Source organism: Pantoea sp. X-Soil-TKNS-1279 (genome assembly GCF_059730565.1).
On the sequence record NZ_AP035948.1, the window covers coordinates 1,954,178 to 1,980,872 of the forward strand.

The window sequence follows — 26,695 nt, forward strand, 5'->3', positions numbered from 1 at the left end:
GGTAATTTCGTGCTTTTGTATTAGACCCGGAATAAAAAAAGCGCCCGAAAAGGGCGCTTTTTAATAAACATTCAAGCGAAAATCAGAGTACGTGTACAGATGCCGTGTTGGTGGTGCCACTTGGAACCAGTGCACCAGAAACCATCACTACCACGTCGCCTTTTTGCGCATAACCGCTCTCAAGCGCCATTTCTTTGCCAATACGATAGAAATCGTCAGTTGAGGCAATTTCTTTAACCAGGTGGGTTTCAACGCCTTTGCTCAGAATCAACTGGCGTGCGGTGGTGGCATTGGTCGTCAAGGCCAGGATGGTCGCATCCGGGAAGTATTTTCTGATGGCTTTGGCTGATTTGCCGCCTTCAGTGGCGACGACGATCAGCGGAGCTTCCAGCTTTTCAGCGGTCTCAACGGCACCACGGCACACGGCTTCCGTGATACGCAGTTTGCGTGAGTCCTGGAGCGAATCAATGCGTGATTTCATCACACGGTCGGTACGTTCACAGATGGTCGCCATAATAGTGACCGATTCCAGCGGATACTTACCTTTGGCGCTTTCACCAGACAGCATCACCGCATCGGTACCATCGAGGATGGCGTTCGCCACGTCGCCAGCTTCAGCACGGGTTGGACGTGGGTTTTTGATCATGGAATCCAGCATCTGAGTGGCGGTAATCACCACTTTGCGTGCTTTGTTGCACTTCTTGATCATCATCTTCTGCGCGAAGATCACTTCTTCAACCGGGATCTCTACGCCGAGGTCGCCACGGGCCACCATGATGCCGTCAGACGCTTCGAGAATTTCGTCGAAGTTGTTCAAACCTTCCTGATTCTCGATTTTAGAGATGATTTGAATGTGTTCGCCGCCGTGTTGTTTCAGATGCTCGCGAATTTCCAGCACATCAGAACGTTTACGGATAAAGGACGCGGCAACGAAATCGACACCCTGCTCGCAACCGAAAATCAGGTCACGCTTGTCTTTTTCCGCCAGAGCCGGCAGCTGAATGGAGACACCTGGCAGGTTAACGCCTTTATTCTCGCCGAGGTCACCGTTGTTCAGCACTTTACATACCACCGTGTTTTCAGTGACTTCGATAACTTCCATGCCAATCAGGCCATCATCAACCAGCACGGTGTTGCCGATTTTCAGATCTTCAGTGAAACCCGCATAGGTGACGGCGACGCGCTCGCTGTTGCCAATGACGGACTGGTCAGTGGTGAAGGTGAAGGTCTGGCCAGCTTTTAATGGGGCATCATTGCCACCTTCCAGTTTCATGGTGCGGATTTCAGGACCTTTGGTGTCCAGCAGAATCGCAGCCTGACGACCGGTTTTTTCCATGACAGCACGCATGTTGGTAATGCGCTGACCATGTTCGGCATAATCCCCGTGAGAGAAGTTCAGGCGCATGACATTCATGCCTGCTTCCAGCAGTTGAGTCAGCATCTCTTCCGATTCGGTTTTCGGACCGATAGTACAAACGATCTTGGTCTTTTTCATGTCAGCTTATCTGTAAGTTGTGATGGATGATAAAGGTTGGGATTCGATGCGCAGGCACCGAAGTGGAAATTCGTTTGGTGTTGATAAGGGCAATACAGAGTAAGAATAGGAGACGATAGCTAAGCGTGCAGGGAAGTTGTGCGGTTCGCGAGAGAACCGACCAGGCGGTGTTGCGCAAATAATTTGAGTTCTCGCCATTAACACGTTAGCGCTGAAACCTTTCAAGTGGGACAACGCGGCATAGTATAGTCGCTAAGTATGCGAAAACCAATATGAAAGCAGTAAGATAAAACGATACAGATCAAGGAAGAGAGAGTTGCGCAACAGGAAACTGAAAAAGAGTGGTGCGCTCTAATGGACTCGAACCATCGACCCCCACCATGTCAAGGTGGTGCTCTAACCAACTGAGCTAAGAGCGCATTGTACCCGTGATACTTCAGGGTGAAGAAATGGTGCGTCCGAGTGGACTCGAACCACCGACCCCCACCATGTCAAGGTGGTGCTCTAACCAACTGAGCTACGGACGCACTTGGTGCGCTCTAATGGACTCGAACCATCGACCCCCACCATGTCAAGGTGGTGCTCTAACCAACTGAGCTAAGAGCGCAACACGCTGTCAGGGCGACAGCGGGGACGAATATTAACGGCAGGCAGATGAGCTGGCAAGGGGAAAAAGCGATTTTTCATCATGACTGACCAGCATCTGTGCTATGCGTCGTTTTTTTAGGCGTTGCGGGCCTTTTCCGGCCCGCTCAGCGACTTAGCGTGCTGCTCGCGTAAGAATCACCTGCGCAGGGAGGCGTTGCAAACGGCGAATGCGCCATAGCATCATCACTGCCGCCGAAGTCAGTCCGACAATAAAGCCACACCAAAAACCGGCAGGGCCAAGTCTTGGTACGACCAGATCGGTCAACGCCAGAATATAACCCACCGGCAGCCCCAGTACCCAGTAAGCGACGAGGGTAATAAAGAAGATAGAACGCGTATCTTTATAACCACGCAGGATACCGCTGCCAATCACCTGAATCGAATCAGAGAACTGGTAGATGGCTGCCAACAGCATGAGTTGCGCCGCCAGGGTGATCACTTCCGGGTTCGCGGTATACAGCGCCGCGATATGATGGCGGAAGGTCACGGTAAACAACGCGGTGAGGGCCGCCATGCTGATGCCGACCCCTTGCGCGGTCCAGGCCGCGACCCGCGCCTGTTCTGTGGAACCCTGACCCAGGCGATAACCGACGCGAATGGTGGTGGCTACCCCGAGCGACAGCGGCAGGACAAACATCAGTGAGCTGAAATTCAGCGCGATCTGATGCCCGGCGACTTTGACAATACCGAGTGGCGAAACCAGCAGCGCGACCACGGCAAACAATGTGACCTCAAAAAACAGCGCCAGTGCGACCGGCAGGCCAAGGCCAAACAGGCGTGACAGAATGACCCGCGACGGCGTGGAGAAGGCGGTATTCATACGGATATCGCGCATGCTGCCCATACGTTTAAGCCAGAAGCGCATTACGATAAACATTACCCAATAGACGCTGGCGGTGGCGACGCCACAGCCCACGCCACCCAGCGCTGGCATGCCGAAATGACCATAAATGAACACATAGTTGAGTGGAATATTGGTCAACAAACCGAGGAAACCCAGTACCATACCGGGTTTGGTTTTTGACAAACCTTCACACTGGTTACGCGCCACCTGAAAAAACAGGTAGCCAGGCGCACCGAACAGCAGAGCATGGAGATAGCCTTCGGCTTTGGCGGCCAGCAGCGGATCAATATCATGCATGGCATGAATCAGATAGCCTGCGTTCCACAGTACCACCATGATCAGCAGCGCGACAAAAAACGCCAGCCAGTAACCCTGACGGACTTGTTCCGCGATGCGCTCACGTCGTCCTGACCCATTGAGTTGCGCAACGGTAGGCGTCAATGCCAGCAGCAAACCATGACCAAACAGAATGGCGGGGAGCCAGATAGATGTGCCCACCGCAACGGCGGCCATATCCGTGGCGCTTACCGCACCGGCCATAATGGTATCCACGAACCCCATTGCGGTCTGGGCAACCTGAGCAAGGATGACCGGGATCGCAAGGGCCAGCAATTGACGCGCTTCTGTTAAATACTTCTGCACGTATCACCTGCATTTTAATAATAAGAAGAGAACGGGGAGAAATCCCCAAAGAATGCGCGGCCTAGTGTACCGGTCTGTTGACGCTTAGCCAAACTTTGTTCGCATTTTGTTAAAACGATTGTGTAAATTTCACGCGCCGCCAAATTAAACCCGAACGGGGCAGCTGTGATAAACTAGCGCAAACTTCGCAGAGGCTGAGATTATGTTTACTGGAATTGTACAAGGTACGGCAGAGATTGTTGCAATCGAAGAAAAAGAGTTGTTTCGCACCCATGTCGTGAAACTGCCGGAAGAGTTATTGCCGGGGCTGGCGCTGGGCGCATCAGTGGCGAATAACGGCTGCTGCCTGACGGTGACAGCGATTGACGGTGACCAGGTGAGCTTTGACTTAATCAAAGAAACCTTACGGATTACCAACCTGGGTGAATTGCAGGTGGGTGATGTGGTGAATATTGAGCGCGCTGCAAAATTCAGCGACGAAATTGGCGGTCATTTAATGTCCGGCCATATTATGACCACCGCAGAAATCTGCAAAATTATTCAGTCAGAAAACAACCGTGAGGTGTGGTTTAAATTACAGGACCCGGCGCAGATGAAATATATTCTGCATAAAGGGTTTGTCGGTATTGATGGTATCAGCCTGACGGTGGGTGATGTGACCAGGAGTAAATTCTGTGTGCACCTGATCCCGGAAACGCTGGAGCGCACCACGCTTGGCGCGAAGAAGTTAGGTCACAAGGTGAATATCGAGATTGATCCGCATACCCAGGCCATTGTCGAAACCGTTGAGCGCGTGTTGGCACAACGTGAAGCAGCCGCTCTGGCGCAGCAGCAGTCCGACGAGAGTGAATAACCTGGCATTCGTAGCGGCGCGATTTATCGCGCTGTTTTAAAAGCGCGTGATGCGTCACGCCGCTACAAACGGGAGGTTAACGCGCGACGCGCAGGCCGCCCTCAGCTCCACGGCTGAAAACCACTTGCCACAGCTGAATATCACGCGCGCGGAATGCACCAGCGCAGGCATTGAGATAATAGCTGAACATGCGTTTAAAACGATCACCGTATTTTTCTGCCAGCTGCGGCCAGGCGTCAAGAAAACGCGCATGCCAGGCCATTAGCGTGGTGTCATAATCCGCACCGAAATTGTGCCAGTCTTCCATCACAAAATGTGACTCACTGGCATTAGCAATCTGGCGTACGGAGGGCAGGCAACCATTCGGGAAGATATATTTGTCGATCCAGGGGTCAACATTCATATCGGTTTTAATTGCCCCAATGGTATGCAGCAGGAAAATACCGTCCGGCTTCAAATTACGATCGGCCACCTCAAAATAGGTCGCGTAATTTTTGGGACCGACATGTTCGAACATGCCGACCGAAACGATACGGTCAACTTGCAGATTCAGGTCGCGATAATCCTGCAACAGAATGGTGACGTCCAGACCGGCACAACGCTCCTGTGCCATCTTCTGTTGCTCTGCCGAAATGGTGACACCATGCACTTTCACGCCATAATTGCGTGCGGCAAACTCTGCCAGTCCACCCCAACCACAACCAATATCAAGCAATGTCATGCCGGGTTTCAGTTGCAGCTTGCGGCAAATCATATCGAGTTTGTCTTGTTGCGATTGTTCCAGCGTCTCGGCATCTTTCCAGTAACCACAGGAGTACTGCATAAAGGGGTCAAGCATCAGAGAAAACAGGTCGTTTCCAAGATCGTAATGCTCTTTACCGACAATCCAGGCGCGTTTTTTCGATTGTAAATTGGTCAGACGCGCGGCTGCGATACGCAACGTGTCTTTAAAATGATGCGGTAATTGTTGATCCAGGTGCTGCTTCAGTACGCGGTGGAAAAACATGTCGAGATTTTCACAGTCCCACCAACCGTCCATATAGCTTTCACCTAAGCCCAATGAACCTTCTTGCAGGACACGTTTAAAAAAATCCGGATGCTTAACCTGAATATCCCAGGGGCGAGTGCCATTAATGGCAATATCAGCCCGTTCCAGTAATTCATGGGCGATACGAAACCAGTGGTTTTCTTCAAGGCTCACTTCTTCTATACACGATGAACTCATAGCTTCTCCATCACCTTTCCGATTTCAACCTGAGAAAAGAATAGTCAATTTCTCCAGGCTTGTGAGAGAACTCACGGAAAATCCGTGCGCCAGATATCCGACGTTTTACAGAGGTATGAATCTGAATAGAAATGTCTGGCACAACACAGGGGAGAATATCGTGCAGACGCCATCCCAGCGACAGAGTCGCTTAAAAGTAATACATTTATGTTATTGATTTGTTACAGAATTGCTGACCCACGCAGTATATGCTTACGTGGGTCAATATTCAACGACTTATCGTTAGGATGCTAACTAAAGTTGTTGCGTCAGTGATTATCTTCGCAGGCTAAGGAGTTGTGAGCAACATCACTTTGTGCGTTTGCCGTACGTTGCCAACCGAAACCGGCCCAGGCGAATGCAACGGTAGCGAGCATCACGAGGCTGGTGCTATGCAGCGCTTGTTGTAATCCAGCGGAAACGACCAGGCTGGCGACAAAACATAATCCGAGTTGTAGCAAATTTTGCAATGAAGCGGCTTTGCCTGTTGCCTGGGGGAAGGGCAGCAGGGCACTGGCGACCACAATCGGATAGATAGCCCCATTTGCCAGCGCCATACCACAGAACGGCAACAGCAATGCCCACAGCGCGGGGGCGGAAAGCTGCGCAACCGCAAACAGGCTAAGAATGCTCAGGCTGTAGATCACCAGTAACCACGGCAGCAGTTGTTTCCCCTGAAAACGATTCAGCAGCGCGCGGCAGCCAAATCCACCGATCAGGAAGGCGATAGTTTGCGGCACATAACTCAGGCCAATATCTGCCGGTGATAAACCGGCATCGGCGAGGATAAAGGGCGAGCCGGTCAACCAGGCAAAAAAGCTGGCGGAACAGGCAGAGTAGATCAATACGTTGCCGCTATAAGTACGCGATACCAGCAGCGTCAGCCAGCCAGGCTGCGGCGCTCGCGTGGTGTCGGCTCGTACGGGATTCGCCAGACGCAGGGTGCCAATAAGCAACACCAGGGTTATCAGTGTCAGCAGCAGAAAGATACTACGCCAGTGAAAATGGCCCATCAGCCAGGCACCGAGTAACGGGGCGAGCGCCGGAGACAAGGCGACCAGCGGCATAATGGTTGCAAAAACTTTGTTGGCCTGATTTTGCGGATAACGATCCACCACCAGCGCCTGCCAGCTAACGGCGGCAGCGCAAACACCCAGCGCCTGCACAAAGCGCAGCGCCAGCATCAAACGGACGTCGCTCACCCACAACATGCCCAGACAACCCAGGGCAAAAATCGCTAATCCCGCCAGCAGAACCGGTTTACGTCCGAAGCGATCTGACAGCGGTCCCCAGAAGACCTGCGCACAGGCAAAACCACCAAGGAACAGACTCAGACTGGCGCTGATGGTACCGGGGGCGGTAGCAAAATCCTGCTGCATGGCACCGAATGCCGGCAGATACATATCCGTAGCAAGAAAGCCCAGCATGCTGAGTAAAGCAAGATAAGGCAGAAATCCTTTTGATGACAACATGGTAATTCTCTTTAGACAGGTAAACGCGGAGGAGTGTAAAAGCGTGCGCCAGGTTTTGTGAAACGCTAATATTTGCGCGGTGCTATCAAAAAATTTGCAGGCAAAAATATGTGGTCTGAATATGCGCTTGAAGTGGTAGATGCGGTGGCCCGCAGCGGTAGTTTTAGTGCGGCAGCACAAGAGTTACATCGGGTGCCTTCTGCCATCAGCTACACGGTACGGCAGCTCGAAACCTGGCTGGCGGTGCCGTTGTTCGAACGTCAGCATCGGGAAGTGGTGCTGACGGCAGCCGGGGAGCATTTTGTCCGGGAAGGGCGTAGTGTTATCAAAAAAATGCTGGCGACGAGGCGGCAGTGCCAGCAGTTGGCAAATGGCTGGCGTGGTCAGCTGAGTATCGCGGTGGATTGCATCGTTAAACCTCATCGCACCCGACAACTGGTGAAGGATTTCTACCGCCACTTTCCCGACATGGAGCTGATTATCAGTTATGAAGTGTTTAATGGTGTATGGGATGCACTGGCCGATGGGCGGGTCGACGTAGCGATTGGGGCCACTCAGGCGATCCCGGTCGGTGGGCGTTTCGCCTTTCAGGATATGGGCGCGTTGAACTGGCGCTGCGTGGTCAGCCCCGATCATCCGTTGGCAAAAAGTACCTTGTTGGATGACGAAACGTTGCGGGCCTGGCCTTCTCTGGTGCTGGAAGACACTTCACGGGCGTTGCCGCGGCGCATGACCTGGACGTTAGATAATCAACGCCGGCTGGTGGTGCCGGAATGGGAAACCGGCGTTGACTGCCTGCTGGCGGGACTCTGCGTAGGGATGGTGCCGGGCCATTTAGCCCGGCCATTGCTGGATAGCGGAGCATTAACCGAGTTACCGTTACCCACGCCGTTCCCGGAGAGCCCATGCTGTGTCAGTTGGTCGGAACTACGGAACTCGCCGGCTCTGGGTTGGTTGCTGAGTTATCTCGGCGATGCCGAAACGCTCAACCATGAATGGTTGAGCGAAACGGAAACTTAGCGGCGGTAGTCGCGGAACGGGCCGTCAGCGACTGAACGGCGTTCAATCAGCGTTGGCTGAACTTCGATGGTCTGCGGCTCTTCACGTTTGCTGGTGATACGATCCAGCAGCATTTCCAACGCTTTTTCGCCTAACTGAGCTTTAGGTTGATGAACAGTGGTCAGCGCCGGCGTGAAATAACGCGCGTTGCGCACGTTGTCATAGCCGATCACTGAGATATCCTGCGGGACCCGCAGACCCATTTCATCCGCAGCACAGATCGCGCCCATCGCCATGATATCGCCACCGCAGAACACAGCAGTCGGGCGTTGCTTCTGATTGAGGATCTGCTGCATCGCCTGATATCCGGATTCCGGTTCAAAATCGCCCTGCACAATCCACTCGGGCCGCACGGTGATGCCTGCCTCATTCAGCGCCTGCATGAAACCGGCATGGCGGCCACCGCCGGTGTTGCGCTCCATTTGTCCGGGGATGGCACCAATGTCACGATGACCGCGTTCAATCAGGTAACGCCCGGCGAGATAGCCACCCTGAAACGCATTGTCCTGCACCGTATCGGTAAAATCGCCACGCGATGCGCCCCAGTCCATCACCACCATCGGGATATTACGGTTCTCTTCCAGCATGGTCAGCAGGTCGTCAGGGTATTCTGAACACATCACCAACAGGCCATCGACACGCTTCTGCGCCATCATCGACAGATATGCGCGCTGTTTTTGCAGGTCGTTATGCGCATTGCCCAGGATTAGCGTGTAGCCGCGATCGAAACAGTGGTTTTCCACCGCCTCGATTATCTCGGCAAAATAGGGGGCTTCACTGGAGGTGGCCAGCAGCCCCAGCGTTTTGGTGTGGTTGACTTTCAGGCTGCGCGCCACGGCGCTGGGCGAGTAATGCAGCTCTTTGATCGCTTCCCATACGGCGTTACGCGTCTCTTCCGCGACAAAACGCGTCTTGTTGATGACATGCGAAACCGTGGTGGTGGAGACACCGGCGCGTTTCGCCACATCTTTAATTGTTGCCATGAAAATGGTACTCCCGGGCTTATCGCAACTAACTGATAAGTATATTGTTAAACGTTTGCGTCTGCTAATGGTTTTGCGCCCCGATTTTCGGGGCGAATGGCGAAGAAAAAGACATTAACACCTGGTCAATAACGCTTTAACTTGCCGCAAACACAGCGTGCGCAAAATCTGTTGCGCAACGAAAGGCGGCGATTCTAGCAAGCTGGCGCGGATAAGACGAGATTTTTGCCGGAGGCTGTGAGAAAATTACGATAACCCTTCATTTATTGTGACTAAGGAGTTGTGATGAGTACAGACCTGAAACTGGCGCTGTTTACCACTGTGGGCGCGCTACTAATGATTATCGTGTTCAGCTTCACCGCGATCCTTCATTAATAAAAAAGCCGGACCTGAAAATCAGGGTCCGGCTTCTTGTTTTATCGGGTATCGGGCGTTTTTTAGCGGATAGTTTTGGGGGTCATCATACGGCGTGCCCCGACGTAGTGTTTCAGCCAGTAATCCTCACCCAATGCACTGATTTGAATATCTTTACCGGTACGAGGCGACTGGATAAATTTGCCATTACCAAGATAAACACCGACATGATCGGCAGTGCCGCGATTATTGATGCGGAAGAACACCAAATCCCCTTTCTCCAGCATATCGCGCTTAATCGGTGCCGCATCACGCAGGTGATACATTTCGTTGGCAGTGCGCGGGAATTTATATTTGACCAGGTCTTTATAGGCGTACCACACCAGACCGCTGCAATCGAAACCGGTATGCGGTGAAGTGCCACCCCATTGGTATGGTTTACCAATCTGCCCCATCAGCTTGTTCATCGCGGTTTCGCGTGCTTTCTGATAGCGCTGACGGTGAGAATTGCTCATCTTGATGGTGGTCAAATCGCGGTCATCGTCCTGCTTCGCGCTTCTCTTCGCCAGACGTTGGTGACCATATTTTTTTGACGGTGATTTCAGCAGGGCTTTCTTGCTGCGGGTTTTATGCAGCGCCGTTTCCATTTTCGGCTGTTTTTTCAGCTTTAGCTTCTGAACACTGGTAGCAAGACGGGATTTTTTGGTGCTGGTTTTTACCGGACGTCGCTTGCGACGCTCATCTTCGCGCGCACTTTTTTTCTCAGCGTTATGCAAACTGGCATTGATGGGCGCATGCGGTGACGCAGAAGCCACATTAAAAAACAGTTGGGCGAAAGCCAGCATAAAAAGCGTAATGAGTAAACGCATAGTCCGGTACAGGTTAAGCAGTCTGAAGAAACAGCCCGCAGCTATGTTAGAAAAATCTGATCAACGATCAGCACCGAGATGATTCTAATCCAGTTTTTTTCTAAAAGGTAAGGCATTTTTCTATTAATGTGTTAGCAGAGTTGATATGGGGCAAAAATGAGCGATTTCAGCTGGTTAACCCAGCAGATATATTGCTAATTATTAATCGGTTCATGCTTAATCACGATATGAAAATGTTATTTATGGCACCGGAACTTAACAAACATGGCGATTGATGTGCCTGAACCGCAAAATCCCGTTTTAGTGCGGGGGTGAAATCGCTACAATAAACAAACACGAAGTGAGGAATTAAGGAAGGCAAAAATGAGTACTGTTGAGAAAATCCAGCGCCAGATCGCAGAAAACCCGATCCTGCTGTACATGAAAGGTTCGCCGAAACTGCCAAGCTGCGGTTTCTCTGCACAAGCGGTACAGGCTCTGTCTGCCTGTGGTGAGCGCTTCGCGTATGTTGATATCCTGCAAAACCCGGATATTCGTGCCGAGTTACCAAAATATGCCAACTGGCCGACCTTCCCACAGTTGTGGGTTGATGGCGAGCTGGTCGGTGGTTGCGACATCATCGTCGAGATGTTCCAGCGTGGTGAACTTCAGCCGCTGATTAAAGAAACTGCTGAGAAGTATAAAGAAGCAGAATAAGCGTTAAGGCCGACAGTCGTCGGCCTTTCTTTTGGTCACTCGGCGGAGTCTTCTTCCGACAGTTCGTCACTGAACGCCAGTGGCCAGCCCCCCAGACGTTTCCAACGGTTCACTAACTCGCAAAACAGGATGGCGGTTTGTTCGGTATCGTACAGGGCGGAATGCGCCTGGGTGCTATCAAAATCCATCCCTGCCGCTTTACAGGCTTTTGCCAGCACCGTCTGACCCAATACCAATCCACTTAATGCCGCAGTGTCGAAAGTGGCAAACGGATGGAATGGATTACGCTTCAGACTCACGCGTTCCGCAGCCGCCATCAGGAAGTTGTGATCAAAGGTGGCATTGTGCGCCACGATAATCGCACGATTACAATGGCTGTCTTTTATCCCTTTGCGCACCATCTTAAAAATGGCATGCAGCGCATCATACTCGCTCACTGCGCCACGCAACGGGTTGCTGGGATCAATCCCGGTAAATGCCAGTGCTTCCGGGTTAAGAATCGCGCCTTCAAAAGGTTCAACGTTGAAATGAAGCGTCTCATCACAATGCAGCCAGCCGTCATCATCCATCTTCAGAGTGGTGGCGGCAATTTCTAACAGGGCATCGGTTTTGGCATTAAAACCGGCAGTTTCGACGTCGATCACCACGGGATAAAAGCCGCGAAAGCGTTGATGGAGAGCGTTTAAGGCGTTCGATTCAGACATCAGGATCTCATAGCAATAAATGGGGCAGCGCGCATTATGGCAAAAATCGCGGGAGGGTGCAGCAGGAGAGGTGGGTCAGCCGGTAAAAGTACAGGCTGACCTGGCAACAGGTTAGTTGCCGATGCCGTGTCCGGCATGTTTGTTTTCGATCAGCTCGATTTTATAACCATCGGGATCTTCAACAAACGCAATAACCGTGGTGCCGCCTTTAACCGGACCGGCTTCACGCGTCACTTTGCCACCGGCATGACGGATTTGGTCACAGGTGGCAGCAACATCATCAACGCCCAGCGCAATATGACCGTAGGCGTTACCAAGGTCATAGCTATCCACGCCCCAGTTGTAAGTCAGTTCAATCACCGCACCTTCGCTCTCTTCGGTGTAACCGACAAACGCCAGCGTGTATTTGTATTCCGTGTTCTCGCTCTTGCGCAGCAGACGCATACCCAGCACTTGGGTATAAAACTCGATTGAACGTTCCAGATCGCCAACGCGTAACATAGTGTGAAGTAAACGCATAACATCCTCTTTTAAAAAGCACAAAAGCTAAGTATAGCGAGTTAACGCTACGAAAAAACAGCGCTGCCGCACATTGGGGCGGCAGCGGGGAGATTTTACAGAGTAGGGTAGTCGGTATAGCCTTCCGCACCACCGCCGTAGAAACTTTCCGGGCGTTGTGGGTTAAGCGGCGCATCGTGTTGCAGGCGCGCAACCAGGTCCGGGTTGGCGATAAAATCACGGCCAAACGCGACGGCATCGATCAGACCACGCTGAATCAGGTCATCTGCTTTCTCAACGCTATAGGCACCGGCACCAATGATCACCCCTGGGAACAGGGCGCGAACTTTCTCGCGGAAAGCATCGCTGTAGGGCTGACCGCCAGCCCAGTCCGGTTCTGACAGATGCAGATACGCCAGCTTGCGTTTACCCAGTTCCGAGATGTACCACAGCGCAGCGGCTTCTTCATCCGGACCGTTTTCCAGGTTCTGGAAGGCACCAATCGGCGAAATGCGGATACCAATACGGTCGGCTGACCAGTTGGCAATAGCCGCATCCACCACTTCCAGCGCGAACCGACCACGCTTCGCAATCGAACCGCCGTATTCATCAGTACGTTGGTTCGAACCAGGAGCGAGGAACTGGTGCATCAAATAACCGTGCGCAGAGTGCAATTCCAGCAGATCAAAATCGGCTTCGCGCGCATTGGCTGCTGCCTGACCAAAATCAGCCACAATCTGCTTAATTTCTGCCACGCTCAGTTCGCGCGGCAGCGAGGTATCTTCACGATAGACGCTGCCATCAGCGTGGCGTAACGACGTACGCGTACCGGCGGCCAGGGCGGAAGGAGCGACGGGTGCCAGACCGTTTGGCTGCACACTATGATGAGAGATGCGGCCGGTGTGCCACAGCTGGACAGCACTGTGCCCCCCTGCGCCATGAATGGCTTCGTTAATTGCTTTCCACGCGGCGATTTGCTGCTGCGTATGCAGCCCCGGCGCACCTGCATAACCTTTCGCCTGGAAAGAAATTTGCGTTGCTTCGGTGATAATCAGACCCGCGCTGGCGCGTTGCTGATAATACTCAGCCATGAGCGGAGTCGGAATGTCGCCTGGCTCAATGCTACGCAGACGCGTCAGCGGGGCCATGAAAACGCGGTTAGGTACGGTAATCGCACCCACTTTCAGTGGGGAGAACAGCTGTTTACTCGCCATGTTGACTCCTGTATTAGACCGGTCGTCTAGGAATTGCGGTTTTTAAAATCAGTGGCTATTCAGCCACTGCTCAATGGTTTCGAGCGCCAGGCTGATGGGACCAGGTTCTCGTGATATTTTGCTTTGCAGGCTGGCACCTAGCCAGAGCAAATAACAACGCTGCGCCAACTGTTGCGGGCTCTGACCATAAGGCAGCGCCTGCTCTGTAGCCACTTCTTGCAGGCAGCGAGCGTAAGCGCCTATTACAGCATTCGCGCCCTGTTGCAGTGCATCGCGCATCGGCTCAGAGAGATCGCACACTTCGGCAGAGAGTTTCACGCCCAGGCAACCCATAATATGGCCCTGCTCGATAAATACGTGTTCAGCGCTACGGAAGTGTTGCAGGAAGCGCTCTCGTGCTGTTGTGCCTGATTGATTCAGCTGGCGCTCAATCATTTGCAAATGGTGGACAAAATAACGCTCCAGCAGGGCGACGCCAAAGGCTTCCTTTGAGCGGAAGTAATGATAAAACGAGCCTTTCGGTACTTCCGCCAGCGTCAGCATCTCGCTGAGGCCCATGCCGGTGAAACCACGTTGCAGACAAACCTGCTCGCCGGTCGCGAGCAGGTGTTCTCGGGTTTCGTTGCGTTGTTGAGTCTTGTTCATGTGTCGCAGAGTAGTAGACCAGTCAGTCTAATGCAATCTTTAACTCAACGTCTGGCACGATCTGATCATGTCCAGCTTGGGTTGATATTCGCCGGTCTGGATGTTGAACATGCCCAGCAGGGTATGGAACAGGTTATCCTGTGATACCGGAGTCTCCGCTGCCTGTTGACGTAAACACCCCTGATTAACGTGATACGCGGCGGCGTAACCGGGTGACATCCACATCAACAATGGGATATGTGTTTGCTGTGAAGGAGCAAACATATAGGGTGCACCGTGCAGATACATGCCGTGTTCACCCAGCGATTCACCATGATCGGAAAGATAAACCATCGCCACGTTGAAACGGTCACTTAACGCTTTCAGTTTGTCGATAGTACGACTCAGCATGTCGTCGGTGTAGAGCAGCGAATTATCATAGGTATTGACCAGGGCCTGATGATCGCAATCCTGAATCTGATTGCTGTCGCAGGTTGGCGTAAAGCGGCGGAATTGGCTGGGATAGCGCTGATAATAAGCCGGACCGTGGCTACCCATTTGATGGAGCACGATGATCCCGTCGTTGTGCAAACTGGCGGTATAGTTATCGAGGTTATGCAGCAACACATCGTCGAGACAAAAACCGTCGTGGCAATATTGTGTCAGATTCCACATTGTCATGTCGGTATGGGGCACACGGTCGCAGGCACCTTTACATCCGCCATCATTTTCGCGCCACAGCACGCTCACCCCGGCATGCGCCAGCACATCGAGTAGGCCTTCCTGATGGTGTGCCAGATTGGCGTCGTATTGTTCGCGCGGCATGTTGGAAAACATGCAAGGTACGGAAACGGCGGTTTCAGTGCCACAAGAAGTAGCTTGCGGATAATAAATAACTTGCTGTTGTTTTAACTGCGGGTTGGTGTCGCGTTGATAACCGCCGAGGGAAAAGTCTTCAGCACGGCCGGTTTCACCCACCACCAGCACGACCAGGGTTTTTTTCTGTTCGGCCGCGATTAACGGGCCTTTGTGTGCATCCTGGCCAATTTTGACCAGTTGCTGGCTACCCTGTAACCAACGTTGATCGACGTAGTGGCCGGTGCCGCTAACGATATTCGCCGGAGTGATCATTTTAACCAGGCCTTTGTTGTTGCGGATCAACGAGGCATAGTCTTTATAAAACAGCACGGCCATCAGCAAAATGATCAGCAGTGCGCCAAGTGCCCCCGCCAAACGTTGCAGCAAACTCCACCACCAACGTTGCCCATTCTGAATACGAATGCTGCTGATAACGGCGACTGGCAGAATGCCCATCAACAGCATCCAGACCGCCCAGGTTCGGCTGATTAATGCACCGGCTTCTTGTGCATTCGACTCAAACACGTTTTCGATCATGTTGGTGTCAATGACCGTGCCAAAGCTATGCATAAAGTAGTTGGCAGCGGCACTGGTCAGTACCAGTACGATCAACAGGGGTTTACGGATAAATGGCCAGGCGATCAGGCTAAAAATAAAGTAGAACGCCGAAATCAGTACCACAGGGATACTGGCGGCAAACAGATAATCATGCAGTCGATCGTAGGTAATAATTTGCCAGGCGCGGAAGACAAACAGGCCATTTAAGACGATGGCAAAGAAGAGAGCAGCACCAAAATTAAACCAGGTCAAGTGACACTGTAACTTATTCGGGGATTTCATGGAAACTCTATCAGAAAACGGAATGGCGCCAGAGTAGAGACAAAATATGAGGAAAACCTTAACGAAAGCTCAATGCAGTTACCGGCGGTACGACCTGTTTGGTAAACAGGAGTTACCCAATCTGGGTAAGGATAATTAATTGCGTGGAATGTAGACCAGGGGCGTTTACTCTTTGCACAATGCCACTAAGCTGTTATCAATATGCTGCAAACCCATGACGTCGGAGTTGAAGTGGCCGAGCAACTTGAGTTTTTTCCCGTCCCCAGTCCCTGTCGCGGCATTTGCCAGAGCGATGAACGCGGCTATTGTCGTGGTTGCCTGCGCAGTCGTGAAGAGCGGTTTAACTGGATGCAATACAGCGATGCGCAGAAACGTGATGTGCTGCGTTTGTGCCGCCAGCGTTGGTTGCGCTTACAACGTAGCCAGAAGAGTGAACAACCTGACGAACCGCAACAACCCTCACTGTTCTGAGCGTCTCACCAGGTTACTTTCCGTTATACTGCCGATTCATCATTCGGAATTGTGTTTTAAGGGAGAACCTTGATGCTACAACCGCAACAGATTGCCCCGCAGGGACCGACGTTTTCACCGCTGATCATGGGTTACTGGCGTTTAATGGAGTGGGGTATGACGGCCCAGCAATGCGTACAATTTATTGAGCACCATTTGTCGCTGGGGATCACCACCGTTGACCACGCTGATATTTATGGTGATTACCGTTGTGAAGCCACGTTTGGTGAAGCACTGAAACTGGCGCCAGGTTTGCGCGAAAAACTGCAAATCGTCACCAAGTGTGGCATCGCTACGCGTGCCAAAGCGGAACATCAGATTGGTCATTACATCACCGAAGCGCGGCATATTTTGCAAAGTGCGGAAAACTCGCTGCGGCACTTCGGTACTGATCACCTTGATCTGTTGTTGATTCACCGTCCTGACCCTTTGATGGATGCGGATGAAGTGGCTGAAGCCTTTCTTGCTTTACATCAGAGCGGCAAGGTACGTCACTTTGGCGTCTCCAATTTCACACCGACACAGTTTACGCTGTTGCAGTCGCGGCTCCCTTTTACTCTGGCGACGAACCAACTGGAAATCTCGCCTCTTGAGCAGTCGACCTTGCTGGATGGAACCCTGGATCAATGCCAGCAGTTACGCATGCGACCGATGGCCTGGTCGTGTCTTGGCGGCGGTCGTCTCTTTAACGATCCGCATTACCAGCCGCTGCGGGATGAGCTTCATCAGATACAGCAGGAAATCGGTGCCAGCAATATTGAACAGGTGGTTTATGCCTGGGTCATGAAACTGCCAAGTCACCCCTTGCCCATTATTGGTACCGGCAAAACGGCCCGTGTCAGCGATGCGGTCGCCGCCTGTCAACTTACGCTTGATCGCCAGCAGTGGTTCCGCATTCGCAAGGCGGCGTTGGGTTACGATGTGCCCTGAAGCGTAAAAAAGCGTCAAAACCCGGCAGCCAGAACAAAAAGCGTCCAGGCTTACAGGGAAGCTAACCATAAGGAGATGTTATGAATAGAATCCTGATTGCTGTTCTGGCGGTGTTAACGAGCGGCGTTGCGCAAGCAGCGTCGGAACAGGTGACGCTGCATACGGTTACCGAGCAAGGTATTGGTGCGGCTATAGGGAAAGTCACCCTCAGTGAAACGCCCTGGGGGCTGGAGTTTACCCCCGAACTGACGGGCCTGGCGCCGGGTGTGCATGGTTTTCACATCCACGCAAAAGGCAGTTGTGAACCTGGAGAGTCGGGAGGTAAAACGGTAGCGGCGGGTGCAGCAGGTGGGCATTTTGACCCGGGCAACACCGGGAAACACCTCGGACCCTATGCCAACGGTCATCTCGGCGATCTGCCGGCATTATTCGTCACCGATAATGGCAACGCTGACTATCCGGTATTGGCTCCGCGCATCAAATCCCTGAATGAAATCAAAGGGAAGGCATTGATGGTGCATGTTGGAGGCGATAATCACGCCGATCATCCCCTGCCGCTGGGTGGCGGTGGCGCGCGTTTTGCCTGCGGTGTGATTTAACACGGTGGCGGCAATTTCCCTGCCGCCCTGATTTGCGTAACCAGACGTTTCTTCATTGATTTTTGTATTGTTCCCGTGGTTTTTTCCCGCCTATGATACATAACAGGGAAAAAAGCGCAGGGGCAGGAATGAAAACCAGTGGGATCATGTTGTTATGTGCGTTGCTGGTCGGCTGTGACCAGCCTAATGATACGCAATTGCGGCTCGATGCCAGTCGACAATTGCAACGTGTGATTGACCGCAACCCATTACGTGCCAGTTGTGAAAACATTGCCCGAGGGCGCGAATGGCTGACACAACGAACGCTGGAAAAGCTGGAAGAAAAAGGCTGCCAGGAGGTGTTGCGTAGTGCGACCGAGACGGATTTCATCCACGCTGAGACTTTCCACCACAATCTGACGATGGTATGCGGCGCGATTGAGGGCAAAAGTTTTACCGGCACGGAACTGACGCGGCGCTTTATCTATTCGCCCGAGGAGAAAGCGCTGGTGGTTGAACCCATGTCGGAGCAGGATAAAACCCGTTTCGAAGGGCGAAAAACCCTGCAACAATTGCAGGCTGATTTCAATCGCCAGCAGCAGCAATATTGCCAGTAATCACCCCGGCACCGCTTGTTTCAATTGTGCCAGCGAGCAACGCAAACGCCATAGAATGCCAGCCAGCGTGTTGGCCTCGCTATCCTGTTCAACCGGAAGCTGCGCAATCATCGCCTCCAGTTCATCCAGCGTTGCCTGCAAGGGCATATGACGCACGCCCCGTATACTCATGATGCGTTGTAAATCTTCCAGACTTCTGTCGCGCATCGCTGCCAGCGTCTGAGAGCCAGGCTGCCACTCACGCAACTGCCAGACAATATGCGAACAATTGAGCAGCACCACGCCCCAGCGTAGCAGCCACACGCGTGCCTGCTCATCACGGCTATTACTTAACTGGCTGATATGATGATAAATCTGTGATTCGAAACGGCTTTCGCTCAGTTGGGGATGACGTCGCAGTTGATCAAGAAAGGCATGACGCAGGGCGCGGATATGGCGACGGCTACGCCGGGCATCGGAACTGGGACGCAGTACCTGAAAGGCCAGCCATGCCAGCATCACGCCGCAGACCTTGGCGAGATTATCGTTGAGGAAACTCTGATAATCCCAGTCTGGCGGGTTGCTGACCGCAATAAAGGATCCCATAAACACGATAAATTGCCCCCACATACCCGCGCGGGTTTTCTGCTGCAACTTGAACAGTTGAAGGGTAGTCAGCAAAGGGAACAGCACCAGCAAAAATTGCCACAGTGCGCTGATTTGGACCATCAGGCCAAACTGCAACATAAAGCTAAACACCGACAGCCACAGCAGGGTTTTCAGCAGCAGCGAGATGCTGCCCGTTGGCGAGGGGGCGGAAGAGTAAAGCACACAGGCGATTGCGGTCAGTGTCAAAGCCGCTGCACCGGAATCCCATTGCGTAGCAATCCAGAACGCACATCCCAACATAATCACGCTGAAGGTGCGAAGTGCGCTCCATCCTGCTTCGGCGCTATCGCTTTCGCGTGCCAGTGACGGAACGCGTGGGGGCTGAAATCGGGTATCCGCATCTGCTCGTTCAATCAATCTGATCCAACGCTGGACATTAAGGTACACCCAACAAAAGTAGCGCAGGCGCTGCACAAAGGCGCGTTGGCGGTAATCGCCCGCTGCGGCCGGGGTAATGCCGCGCAGAATCAACGCCAACTGATATTTATCACATTCCGGCTGTGCCAGTTCGTGCAACAGTTTTTGCATGGCATCAAACAGCGACTGCGGTGCCTCTGGCCAGTTCAGTAACATGCGTCGCAGGCTGGAGAGCACGCTGGTCAGGCGCAACTGTTGATGTAACACATAGTTCAGGACGTTATTTTGCCGCCGAAAGCGGTAGTGGCTCCAGAACGCCTGAATACGTAGCAGATTCATGGTCAGGATCTGACTGATCACCGTCTCATGCGCACTACGAACATTGTCGGTACTGCCTTGCTGCAATAGCAGCACGGCGTGTTCGAGCAATCTGGCATGCATCTGGCGCAGCGACTTCATCAGCGCATGCCCATCTGAAGTACTGGGCAGAACCATCATCATTAATCCGGCACATAAAATACCGGAAATTACTTCACAAACGCGTGCCTGGGTAATAGTCCATAACTCACTGATATCGGTGATATTGACGCTGCTGAAGGCAATAATCGCTGCGGTATAACCGGCAAGCGAAAAAGCATAGGCCACATTGTTTTGATAGTGGTTGGCAATCCAGGTACATAACGCCAGCCAGCCTGCCATAAAAAAGGCAAACAGCCAGGGTTCATTCAGCGTGTGCCCGGCAATCAGTAACGCGGCAGTGGCACCCAGTAAACTGCCGACGATACGTCCCAGACTTTTGCTGATGGCCCCCCCAACGGTAGGAAAACTGACCACGGCGGCGGAAGTCATGGCCCAGTAAGGCTGATCCAGTTGCAAGGCGTAGGCCATCGTTAGCGCCAGGCACATGGCGATTGCATTGCGCAAGGCATAGCGCCATTCACCCTGGGTGGCTTTGATCCACGGCAGATTGCGCCACGCCAACCACTGTAAATTCATCCGTGGCCTCAGCGCACAATCGAAATGGTACAGGTGGTGCCCGCCACCAGTGGGATATCCTGTGGAATGGTATCCAAATGAATACGCACCGGAACCCGTTGCGCCAGTCGCACCCAGGGGACATTGGGTTTGATATCCGGCACCAGGCCGCTGTCACTGTCGACACTCTGGTCGTAAATCGCTCGCCCGATGCTTTCCACTCTGCCTTGCAGGCGTTGACCGTTGCTGTACAGCACAATATTCGCACTGGCACCGGGCTGGATGTGACGCAGTTTGGTTTCTTCGAAATACCCCATCACATACCATGAATGACTGTCCACCAGTGAGAACAACGGTGTGCCCGCTGTGGCGTAATTACCAGGGCGCAGCGTCAGATTACTAATCCAACCATCCGTGGGGGCGCTGATTTTGGTCTGTTCCAGATTCCAGCGTGCCTGATCGAGTGTCGCCTGGGCTGCTTTGGTACTCGCTGCGGCAGCATTAGCGGTCAGATGCGCCGCATCAAGATCCTCCGCTGAAATCACATTACGGGGCAGATTGCTGCGCCGGTTCAATTCATGCTGGGCTTTCTGCTCATCCGACTGTGCTTTTGCCAGCTGTGCCTCAGCATTATCCAGGGCGATCTGCCAGGGTACCGGGTCGAGCGTCAACAACGTATCGCCTTTGTGTACAAACTGATTATCTCGCACCGCCAACGCAACAATGCGGCCAGAAACCTGGGGGGTGATATCAACCAGTTCGGCACGGACCTTGCCATCACGCGTCCAGGGCGATTGCATGTAGTAATTCCACATCCACCAGCCCGCCAATAAAGCCAGGGCAAACACCACCAGTGTGGAAAAATATTTAAAGGGATTGAATTTCATGGCGATTTATCCGAGGCTCAGTAACCAGAGTGCGGCGCTGACGCACAGCACAAACAAGGAAAGATCCATTAATGTGGGATGCCAGATATCACCGGAATACATCCAGCCACGCAGCAACGGATGGATCAGTAGCCAGAAAAAGAAACCCAGCAGTACCGCTTTGAACAGCGGTGGGAAGAACAGAGATGCACCAAAGACCAGGTCAGTGAGTGGCGCGTTAGCGGTCAGGGGGAAAACAGACACTTGTCATCATCCTTAGTAAACCCAGATTCTCTCAATGAAGCGTAGATGAGTGCGTGTGTCAGCTGGCCTGGGATTTGTTTTTTGTCCTGTAAACTCGCAGAATAGTGTAAAATCTGGCTTGATAGCTAGCAAGCTAATTATAAGGAGATGAAATGGATACGACACTCGGAACAGATCTGTCTCGACTGGTGCGCATCTGGCGTGCCTTGATCGATCAGCGTCTGAAGCCGCTTGAGTTGACGCAAACACATTGGGTGACGTTGCATAATATTCATCAACTCCCGCCAGAGCAGTCGCAGATTCAGCTGGCGAAAGCTATTGGTATTGAGCAACCCTCTCTGGTACGCACGCTCGATCAACTGGAAGAAAAGGGATTAATCACCCGTTCAACCTGTGCAAATGACCGGCGTGCAAAACGCATCAAGCTAACCCGGCAGGCTGAGCCTATCATCGAACAGGTCGAGAATGTGATTGATGCGACCCGTGATGACATTCTTAGCGGTATCAGCCTGGAAGAGGTAAACCAGATGGTGACGCTGATTGCCCGGCTGGAGAAGAATATTCTCGAGTTACAAAATCGCGAGAAATAAAAACCCGCCCCTTTTGGGGCGGTGTCATTTTGAAGTCAGGCAGCCTTAAAACAGAAAAAGTTTGTTGATTTCACCGTTCAATTTTCTCTGCAAAGAAAATCGGATGTTATAAAGCTTTTTCCTGTCGATTCTCAACGAATCGGCGATATCCTTCAGGGTGTATTCCCGCGACAGCAGATTCAAGACTTCGACCTCCAGGGTTGTCAGACTGCCAGGTTTGACACCGTTACCCCACCGGCCAATGAGAACATCTTTAATTTTTTTTGTGATGGACTGTTTGCAATCACTGGAGTAGATCACGGTGGCAATGCGCTGGTTGTTCTTCCACCACCAGGACGCGAGATTATCCATCCTGTAATCAGATAACAATATCAACCCACTTCCGCTTTTGACTAAGTGGGAGATCCAGTGTGGATCAGAAAACAGTTTGATGTTGTAGTGTGAAAAATCAACAAAGATGAAATTGAAATTCAGATGATTATGTTGTTTATCGAGCAGCGCAGCCTGAATCCCAACGCGTAGATAATAATTTCTGTCAGGCCAAATGCTGTATTTAATGCCAGATGAATTCTGCATTTCCAACAACTGTTCGGAGATCGTTATCACCTCACCATCATCCTTGAGGTTTTTATTCTGTTCATTTTGCATTGGAATCAACAATCCCTGTTTCATTTCCATTGTGAAGTCTAACCAGGGGGCATGATACAAATCATGAAAAAATACATCAAGACAGAAGTATGATACCGAAAATTTCTTTCACTGGATAAAATCCTAATGGAGATGGATGATGTAATAAAGATGAGGGAAGGGATACGTATTGTTTTCCGCAGGATAATGACTTGGCTAAAGTTATGGGACGTTCAGAAAAATAAGAATTTGTCTTGAATTTAAGTGGTTGCCATAATGAATTCGCGAATAAAACACGTAAAATTAGCACGAAAAGATAAATATGCAGAGGGTGGTCGAGTATGGTAAGAAACTGTGTTACTTATATGTTTCTAATCTGCTAATTAATAACGGTAAATGTCATCATCTCAGCGGACCCGGTCAGACAGGTAGATTTCTTCTCGTTTCCCATTTCAGAAGTTAATTTTCAGCCAGTAAAGAGTTTTAAGATTATTTAAAGTGGAAACTAAGGTAGTGGGCTGTTTTTATCTTATCAAGGCCAGTGATATTGTTGTCCGTGAAGAAGCTTTTTTCATTAACGTGTTGGTCATGTATTTGTTTCCCAGAGCAGAAAAACGGCTGTCGGGATTCAGTGAGGCTTTCTGGTGCACGGATGGCTAGAGGGGTTATAACAGCGAGTTGCCCAGAATTATCGTTACTTTCATTGAGCGTGAGTATTATGTTTGATAGCTGATCAACTCATTGAATACATGACCAGAAATCTTTAAAAAGGTAAATAAAAATATTCTGAGAGGAATCTTATTTCTCAACAGTCACCACTCTGCGTAATTTACCCCGGTGAACAGGAACGGTGGTAACACAAGGATGAGGTGAGCCTTTTTGGAACAGAGAATCGTTGACGCGCTGAGCTGCATGGGATGTCGGCTTGGTTGTCGTGTGCATCACGACGAAACATTTAAAGTAGAGTTTTGTACCGATAAGAAGTTAGTGCTTTGGCCTGAAGGCAATGATTATTTAAAACTGGCATTACATGAGTTAGTTTTTAAAAGTAATGGCTGTGAGCTGAGTGAGGACACTCTGATTGTCGATTGCTCACTGAGACATCTGGGTTTATTCATTAATGATGCGTGGCTAACGGTTTTCTCTGCGTGTGGCATGGAAATTGTTCTGATCCCTGACAGAAGAATGATGGCGATTGCGCATTATTGGTGGCGGAAATCAGCCAGTATCAAAGCTGTTATTCCTACCGATGCGGGGTTGCATTGTTTTATGGCAGATTTGAAAAACAGGCTCTGTGGCAGCAGGACTAAGCGGATTAAAGCTCCGGCAGCAACTGAACGAGAAATGCATGTGTTAAAGATGATATACGACGGCAGTACGGTGAACGAAATAGCCACCTTACTGGGTTGTAGCGTGAAAAGTGTTTATATCCATAAATCGACGTTAAAGAAAAAAATGGGTAGTGACATTATCTTTCATATGCTGCCGCAGCGGCACTAGTGTCAACCTTACGGGCATAAAAAATCCGGAAATGATGTCCATTTCCGGATTCTGGCAGGGTGTCTTGATCGACTACGCGCGGGTTTAGCGCGGTGACACGGTAACCTGGCTGCCGTTAGATGCCATCACAACACGCTGGCCAACAGAGAAACGGGTGGCGGCCTGTTTCTGAACCACCATGATGGTGTTGCCGTCATCTTTACGGATTTCCAGTTCAACACCGTCACTCTTATTCAGGGTGCTCTGCACGCCCTGGCCTGCTACACCGCCGAGCACGGCACCGCCTGCGGTTGCCAGGCTACGGCCGCTTCCGCCGCCAATGGTGTTACCGAGGAAGCCACCTAATACGGCACCACCGATGGCACCAATAACATTGTTTTCGTCACCGCCCTGAATCTTGACCGGGCGAACGGAAACCAGCGTACCGTAAGAAACGCTCTGTACTTGTTTCGCTTCACTGGCACTGTAAACATCACCAGAAAGGGTGTCGTTACTCACACAACCTGCCAGCGTTAAGCCGGCAAGGGAGACGACCAGAAAACGCTTAATCATCAGAAAGCTCCTTCATGCAAAAATGTGCCGTGTTCTCATCCTGTTCTGCACAGAGTATAAGACACAAAACTGGCAATTGACTCTTCGTCCGGATAATACGCGGTTGGAGGCGAAGCATAGACCATTGCATCTCAACAAAAATTCAATTGAACACGAAATATTTTAACCTGGAATGCGCTACGCAATGTGCTTAAAAAGCGGAATTTAATCATAGAATTAGCCTGCGTAATTTGCCAGGCTACTCAAAGATGAATCATTTGCTCGTGGGCGAGTAAGGAAAAGTTATGAAATCAGGACGCTATATCGGGGTGATGTCCGGTACCAGTCTTGACGGTGTCGATGTGGTGCTGGCGGCGATCGATGAACATATGGTGGCGCAGCAGGCGAGCTACTGTCATCCGATACCACAAGATTTGCGGCAGCAGGTGCTGGCGATCTGTCAGGGACAATCTCTGACCTTGTCGCAATTGGGGCAGCTCGATAACCGTCTGGGTAAGCTGTTCGCCGAAGCGGTATTAACCCTGATGCGCCAGCAGTCGCTGGAGGCCAGCGATATCATGGCAATAGGTTGCCACGGACAAACGGTGTGGCATGAGCCGTTAAGTGATGCGCCTAACACCTTACAGATTGGTGATAATAACCAAATTGTTGCTGCCACCGGCGTGACCGTGGTTGGGGATTTTCGCCGCCGCGATATGGCGTTGGGCGGGCAGGGTGCTCCGTTAGTACCGGCGTTTCACCAGGCTTTATTAATGGACAGCGTTGAGCGGCGCATGGTGTTGAACATCGGCGGGATTGCCAACCTCTCGTTGTTACTGCCAGGCCATGCGGTGCGCGGCTTTGACACCGGGCCGGGTAATATGTTGATTGATGCGTGGATTTGGCGTCACAAAGGCCAGCCCTACGACAAAGATGCCGCCTGGGCGCGCAGTGGGCAGGTGGTCCCGGCGCTGCTTGATCAGATGCTGGCCGATCCCTGGTTCGCCTTACCGCCGCCAAAAAGCACCGGACGCGAATATTTCAACCTTGGATGGGTCGAGCAACAATTACAACGCTTCCCGGCACTGGCTGCGCAGGATGTACAGGCGACACTGACCGAACTCACCGCGCTGACCATCACGCAGCAGGTACAACTGAATGATGGCTGCGATCGCCTGTTAGTATGCGGTGGCGGCAGCCGTAACCCGCTGTTGATGGCCCGTCTGGCGGCAATGCTGCCCGGTACGGAGGTCAACACCACTGACCAGGCCGGTATCAGCGGCGATGATATGGAAGCGCTGGCCTTTGCCTGGCTGGCGTTCCGCACCTTGTCCGGCTTACCGGGCAATTTACCGGCGGTGACTGGCGCGCGCGAAATGAGCGTGCTGGGTGCCATCTATCCGGCCAATTCCCGGCAGACACGTTAAGGAGTCAGGATGAAAAAGGCGATTTTAGTGGGCGGCGTACTGCTGCTGAGCGGTTGTGGTTTAATGCATAAACCCGCCGAAGCACCGCAAAAGTTGCATTACCGTTGCGGTACGTTGCCGCTAACCGTAACCCTGGATAACCCGCGTCAGCAGGTCAGTTTTATTCTTGATGGCAAAGCGCTGACCTTGACCCAGACCGTTGCCGCTTCCGGTACGCGCTACAGTGACGGCACTTACGTCTTCTGGTCGAAAGGGAATGGCGCTTTTATCGAGCGTAACGATAAAATTGTGATTAATGACTGCGAATTGCAGAATGCGGATGGTTCCGCCCAGTAATCGTTAAAGAAAGAGTAAACAG

General features: G+C 51.8%; 28 protein-coding genes and 3 tRNA genes. 12 read left to right on the top strand and 19 right to left on the bottom strand.

Annotated elements, in window-relative coordinates; genetic code table 11:
- Positions 1-82 precede the first annotated feature (82 nt).
- The 5 genes from pykF to AC6I8N_RS09295 all read right to left on the bottom strand — a co-directional run bounded on the left by pykF (position 83) and on the right by AC6I8N_RS09295 (position 3,629).
- Entirely contained in the window at positions 83-1,495 is a 1,413-nt protein-coding gene (gene pykF / locus AC6I8N_RS09275) for a pyruvate kinase PykF (RefSeq protein WP_208725333.1), read from the bottom strand.
- A 342-nt stretch (positions 1,496-1,837) separates the two neighbouring features.
- A tRNA-Val gene (locus AC6I8N_RS09280) sits at positions 1,838-1,914 on the bottom strand.
- A gap of 31 nt (positions 1,915-1,945) precedes the next feature.
- Positions 1,946-2,022: transfer RNA gene (locus AC6I8N_RS09285), tRNA-Val, on the bottom strand.
- A gap of 3 nt (positions 2,023-2,025) precedes the next feature.
- Positions 2,026-2,102, bottom strand: a tRNA-Val gene (locus AC6I8N_RS09290).
- A gap of 153 nt (positions 2,103-2,255) precedes the next feature.
- Positions 2,256-3,629, bottom strand: a complete 1,374-nt coding sequence (locus AC6I8N_RS09295; protein ID WP_208725334.1) for an MATE family efflux transporter — start codon at positions 3,627-3,629, stop codon at positions 2,256-2,258.
- Between the two features lie 202 nt (positions 3,630-3,831).
- Between AC6I8N_RS09295 and AC6I8N_RS09300 the strand changes: the two genes are divergently transcribed.
- On the top strand, positions 3,832-4,482 hold the full coding sequence (locus tag AC6I8N_RS09300; protein ID WP_021185250.1) for a riboflavin synthase: 651 nt from the start codon (positions 3,832-3,834) through the stop codon (positions 4,480-4,482).
- A gap of 76 nt (positions 4,483-4,558) precedes the next feature.
- Here the strand turns inward: AC6I8N_RS09300 and cfa are convergent, their stop codons facing one another.
- Together cfa and punC are read right to left on the bottom strand one after the other, a co-directional pair.
- Entirely contained in the window at positions 4,559-5,707 is a 1,149-nt protein-coding gene (gene cfa / locus AC6I8N_RS09305) for a cyclopropane fatty acyl phospholipid synthase (RefSeq protein WP_497830560.1), read from the bottom strand.
- A gap of 308 nt (positions 5,708-6,015) precedes the next feature.
- Positions 6,016-7,218, bottom strand: a complete 1,203-nt coding sequence (gene punC, locus AC6I8N_RS09310) for a purine nucleoside transporter PunC (protein ID WP_497830561.1) — start codon at positions 7,216-7,218, stop codon at positions 6,016-6,018.
- A gap of 108 nt (positions 7,219-7,326) precedes the next feature.
- Here punC and punR point away from each other — a divergent pair, with 108 nt between their 5' ends.
- Positions 7,327-8,238 (top strand): DNA-binding transcriptional activator PunR, encoded by a 912-nt coding sequence (gene punR, locus AC6I8N_RS09315; RefSeq protein ID WP_497830562.1) that lies wholly within the window; start codon positions 7,327-7,329, stop codon positions 8,236-8,238.
- On the opposite strand, the gene purR is transcribed toward punR, so the two are convergent.
- Entirely contained in the window at positions 8,235-9,260 is a 1,026-nt protein-coding gene (gene purR / locus AC6I8N_RS09320) for an HTH-type transcriptional repressor PurR (RefSeq protein WP_021185246.1), read from the bottom strand. The two genes, punR and purR, sit on opposite strands and share 4 nt — an antisense overlap.
- A 285-nt stretch (positions 9,261-9,545) precedes the next feature.
- Between purR and cydH the strand changes: the two genes are divergently transcribed.
- A complete protein-coding gene (cydH, locus tag AC6I8N_RS09325; RefSeq protein WP_150105780.1) occupies positions 9,546-9,635 on the top strand; it encodes a cytochrome bd-I oxidase subunit CydH in 90 nt (29 codons plus the stop codon).
- Between the two features lie 62 nt (positions 9,636-9,697).
- Here the strand turns inward: cydH and AC6I8N_RS09330 are convergent, their stop codons facing one another.
- On the bottom strand, positions 9,698-10,483 hold the full coding sequence (locus AC6I8N_RS09330; protein ID WP_021185245.1) for a C40 family peptidase: 786 nt from the start codon (positions 10,481-10,483) through the stop codon (positions 9,698-9,700).
- Positions 10,484-10,846: 363 nt separating this feature from the next.
- On the opposite strand from AC6I8N_RS09330, the gene AC6I8N_RS09335 reads away from it, so the two are divergent.
- Positions 10,847-11,179, top strand: coding sequence for a Grx4 family monothiol glutaredoxin (locus AC6I8N_RS09335; RefSeq protein WP_021185244.1), 333 nt, complete (start codon positions 10,847-10,849; stop codon positions 11,177-11,179).
- 35 nt (positions 11,180-11,214) lie between these two features.
- Here the strand turns inward: AC6I8N_RS09335 and rnt are convergent, their stop codons facing one another.
- From rnt to eptA, 5 genes are all read right to left on the bottom strand, one after another.
- The gene (rnt, locus tag AC6I8N_RS09340; protein WP_497830563.1) at positions 11,215-11,883 is read right to left on the bottom strand and encodes a ribonuclease T; all 669 of its coding nucleotides are present in this window, start codon (positions 11,881-11,883) and stop codon (positions 11,215-11,217) included.
- A 111-nt stretch (positions 11,884-11,994) separates the two neighbouring features.
- A complete protein-coding gene (gene gloA, locus AC6I8N_RS09345; protein ID WP_021185242.1) occupies positions 11,995-12,402 on the bottom strand; it encodes a lactoylglutathione lyase in 408 nt (135 codons plus the stop codon).
- A 95-nt stretch (positions 12,403-12,497) separates the two neighbouring features.
- Entirely contained in the window at positions 12,498-13,595 is a 1,098-nt protein-coding gene (locus tag AC6I8N_RS09350; RefSeq protein WP_021185241.1) for an alkene reductase, read from the bottom strand.
- 48 nt (positions 13,596-13,643) lie between these two features.
- Positions 13,644-14,240 carry a TetR/AcrR family transcriptional regulator gene (locus AC6I8N_RS09355; RefSeq protein ID WP_497830564.1) on the bottom strand — a complete coding sequence of 199 codons (597 nt, stop codon included), beginning with the start codon at positions 14,238-14,240 and terminating at the stop codon, positions 13,644-13,646.
- A gap of 39 nt (positions 14,241-14,279) precedes the next feature.
- Entirely contained in the window at positions 14,280-15,917 is a 1,638-nt protein-coding gene (gene eptA / locus AC6I8N_RS09360) for a phosphoethanolamine transferase EptA (protein WP_497830565.1), read from the bottom strand.
- Positions 15,918-16,118: 201 nt separating this feature from the next.
- Here eptA and AC6I8N_RS09365 point away from each other — a divergent pair, with 201 nt between their 5' ends.
- The 4 genes from AC6I8N_RS09365 to AC6I8N_RS09380 all read left to right on the top strand — a co-directional run bounded on the left by AC6I8N_RS09365 (position 16,119) and on the right by AC6I8N_RS09380 (position 18,552).
- Positions 16,119-16,388: a DUF1289 domain-containing protein gene (locus AC6I8N_RS09365; protein WP_021185238.1), complete on the top strand. Its 270-nt coding sequence runs from the start codon at positions 16,119-16,121 to the stop codon at positions 16,386-16,388.
- A gap of 72 nt (positions 16,389-16,460) precedes the next feature.
- Positions 16,461-17,357, top strand: a complete 897-nt coding sequence (locus tag AC6I8N_RS09370; RefSeq protein ID WP_497830566.1) for an aldo/keto reductase — start codon at positions 16,461-16,463, stop codon at positions 17,355-17,357.
- 80 nt (positions 17,358-17,437) lie between these two features.
- Positions 17,438-17,956, top strand: a complete 519-nt coding sequence (gene sodC / locus AC6I8N_RS09375) for a superoxide dismutase [Cu-Zn] SodC (RefSeq protein WP_415175734.1) — start codon at positions 17,438-17,440, stop codon at positions 17,954-17,956.
- 128 nt (positions 17,957-18,084) lie between these two features.
- Positions 18,085-18,552 carry a hypothetical protein gene (locus tag AC6I8N_RS09380; protein WP_036626931.1) on the top strand — a complete coding sequence of 156 codons (468 nt, stop codon included), beginning with the start codon at positions 18,085-18,087 and terminating at the stop codon, positions 18,550-18,552.
- On the opposite strand, the gene AC6I8N_RS09385 is transcribed toward AC6I8N_RS09380, so the two are convergent.
- Genes AC6I8N_RS09385 through AC6I8N_RS09395 form a run of 3 tightly spaced genes read right to left on the bottom strand, consistent with a single transcriptional unit; the run spans position 18,553 to position 21,662 of the window.
- Positions 18,553-20,553: an FUSC family protein gene (locus AC6I8N_RS09385; RefSeq protein WP_497830567.1), complete on the bottom strand. Its 2,001-nt coding sequence runs from the start codon at positions 20,551-20,553 to the stop codon at positions 18,553-18,555.
- 8 nt (positions 20,554-20,561) lie between these two features.
- Positions 20,562-21,419: an efflux RND transporter periplasmic adaptor subunit gene (locus AC6I8N_RS09390; RefSeq protein WP_497830568.1), complete on the bottom strand. Its 858-nt coding sequence runs from the start codon at positions 21,417-21,419 to the stop codon at positions 20,562-20,564.
- Positions 21,420-21,425: 6 nt separating this feature from the next.
- On the bottom strand, positions 21,426-21,662 hold the full coding sequence (locus AC6I8N_RS09395) for a DUF1656 domain-containing protein (protein ID WP_021185232.1): 237 nt from the start codon (positions 21,660-21,662) through the stop codon (positions 21,426-21,428).
- 152 nt (positions 21,663-21,814) lie between these two features.
- Here AC6I8N_RS09395 and slyA point away from each other — a divergent pair, with 152 nt between their 5' ends.
- Positions 21,815-22,252, top strand: a complete 438-nt coding sequence (gene slyA / locus AC6I8N_RS09400) for a transcriptional regulator SlyA (protein ID WP_021185231.1) — start codon at positions 21,815-21,817, stop codon at positions 22,250-22,252.
- A 45-nt stretch (positions 22,253-22,297) separates the two neighbouring features.
- On the opposite strand, the gene AC6I8N_RS09405 is transcribed toward slyA, so the two are convergent.
- Positions 22,298-22,930: a hypothetical protein gene (locus AC6I8N_RS09405; protein WP_497830569.1), complete on the bottom strand. Its 633-nt coding sequence runs from the start codon at positions 22,928-22,930 to the stop codon at positions 22,298-22,300.
- Positions 22,931-23,758: 828 nt separating this feature from the next.
- Between AC6I8N_RS09405 and AC6I8N_RS09410 the strand changes: the two genes are divergently transcribed.
- Positions 23,759-24,379 carry a helix-turn-helix transcriptional regulator gene (locus AC6I8N_RS09410; protein WP_497830570.1) on the top strand — a complete coding sequence of 207 codons (621 nt, stop codon included), beginning with the start codon at positions 23,759-23,761 and terminating at the stop codon, positions 24,377-24,379.
- Positions 24,380-24,463: 84 nt separating this feature from the next.
- Here the strand turns inward: AC6I8N_RS09410 and slyB are convergent, their stop codons facing one another.
- Positions 24,464-24,931 (bottom strand): outer membrane lipoprotein SlyB, encoded by a 468-nt coding sequence (gene slyB / locus AC6I8N_RS09415; RefSeq protein ID WP_013508888.1) that lies wholly within the window; start codon positions 24,929-24,931, stop codon positions 24,464-24,466.
- 284 nt (positions 24,932-25,215) lie between these two features.
- Here slyB and anmK point away from each other — a divergent pair, with 284 nt between their 5' ends.
- Entirely contained in the window at positions 25,216-26,337 is a 1,122-nt protein-coding gene (gene anmK, locus AC6I8N_RS09420) for an anhydro-N-acetylmuramic acid kinase (protein WP_208725359.1), read from the top strand.
- A gap of 9 nt (positions 26,338-26,346) precedes the next feature.
- On the top strand, positions 26,347-26,673 hold the full coding sequence (locus AC6I8N_RS09425) for an MliC family protein (protein ID WP_021185210.1): 327 nt from the start codon (positions 26,347-26,349) through the stop codon (positions 26,671-26,673).
- Positions 26,674-26,695 lie beyond the last annotated feature (22 nt).

Coding starts and splice junctions, on each gene's coding strand:
- AC6I8N_RS09365 (WP_021185238.1), top strand. CDS start 16,119: ATGCTGCAAACCCATGACGTCGGAGTTGAAGTGGCCGAGCAACTTGAG.
- AC6I8N_RS09425 (WP_021185210.1), top strand. CDS start 26,347: ATGAAAAAGGCGATTTTAGTGGGCGGCGTACTGCTGCTGAGCGGTTGT.
- sodC (WP_415175734.1), top strand. CDS start 17,438: ATGAATAGAATCCTGATTGCTGTTCTGGCGGTGTTAACGAGCGGCGTT.
- anmK (WP_208725359.1), top strand. CDS start 25,216: ATGAAATCAGGACGCTATATCGGGGTGATGTCCGGTACCAGTCTTGAC.
- punC (WP_497830561.1), bottom strand. CDS start 7,218: ATGTTGTCATCAAAAGGATTTCTGCCTTATCTTGCTTTACTCAGCATG.
- gloA (WP_021185242.1), bottom strand. CDS start 12,402: ATGCGTTTACTTCACACTATGTTACGCGTTGGCGATCTGGAACGTTCA.
- AC6I8N_RS09370 (WP_497830566.1), top strand. CDS start 16,461: ATGCTACAACCGCAACAGATTGCCCCGCAGGGACCGACGTTTTCACCG.
- AC6I8N_RS09300 (WP_021185250.1), top strand. CDS start 3,832: ATGTTTACTGGAATTGTACAAGGTACGGCAGAGATTGTTGCAATCGAA.
- AC6I8N_RS09385 (WP_497830567.1), bottom strand. CDS start 20,553: ATGAATTTACAGTGGTTGGCGTGGCGCAATCTGCCGTGGATCAAAGCC.
- slyA (WP_021185231.1), top strand. CDS start 21,815: ATGGATACGACACTCGGAACAGATCTGTCTCGACTGGTGCGCATCTGG.
- cydH (WP_150105780.1), top strand. CDS start 9,546: ATGAGTACAGACCTGAAACTGGCGCTGTTTACCACTGTGGGCGCGCTA.
- punR (WP_497830562.1), top strand. CDS start 7,327: ATGTGGTCTGAATATGCGCTTGAAGTGGTAGATGCGGTGGCCCGCAGC.
- AC6I8N_RS09405 (WP_497830569.1), bottom strand. CDS start 22,930: ATGGAAATGAAACAGGGATTGTTGATTCCAATGCAAAATGAACAGAAT.
- AC6I8N_RS09355 (WP_497830564.1), bottom strand. CDS start 14,240: ATGAACAAGACTCAACAACGCAACGAAACCCGAGAACACCTGCTCGCG.
- AC6I8N_RS09330 (WP_021185245.1), bottom strand. CDS start 10,483: ATGCGTTTACTCATTACGCTTTTTATGCTGGCTTTCGCCCAACTGTTT.
- slyB (WP_013508888.1), bottom strand. CDS start 24,931: ATGATTAAGCGTTTTCTGGTCGTCTCCCTTGCCGGCTTAACGCTGGCA.
- eptA (WP_497830565.1), bottom strand. CDS start 15,917: ATGAAATCCCCGAATAAGTTACAGTGTCACTTGACCTGGTTTAATTTT.
- rnt (WP_497830563.1), bottom strand. CDS start 11,883: ATGTCTGAATCGAACGCCTTAAACGCTCTCCATCAACGCTTTCGCGGC.
- purR (WP_021185246.1), bottom strand. CDS start 9,260: ATGGCAACAATTAAAGATGTGGCGAAACGCGCCGGTGTCTCCACCACC.
- AC6I8N_RS09350 (WP_021185241.1), bottom strand. CDS start 13,595: ATGGCGAGTAAACAGCTGTTCTCCCCACTGAAAGTGGGTGCGATTACC.
- AC6I8N_RS09380 (WP_036626931.1), top strand. CDS start 18,085: ATGAAAACCAGTGGGATCATGTTGTTATGTGCGTTGCTGGTCGGCTGT.
- cfa (WP_497830560.1), bottom strand. CDS start 5,707: ATGAGTTCATCGTGTATAGAAGAAGTGAGCCTTGAAGAAAACCACTGG.
- AC6I8N_RS09335 (WP_021185244.1), top strand. CDS start 10,847: ATGAGTACTGTTGAGAAAATCCAGCGCCAGATCGCAGAAAACCCGATC.
- pykF (WP_208725333.1), bottom strand. CDS start 1,495: ATGAAAAAGACCAAGATCGTTTGTACTATCGGTCCGAAAACCGAATCG.
- AC6I8N_RS09390 (WP_497830568.1), bottom strand. CDS start 21,419: ATGAAATTCAATCCCTTTAAATATTTTTCCACACTGGTGGTGTTTGCC.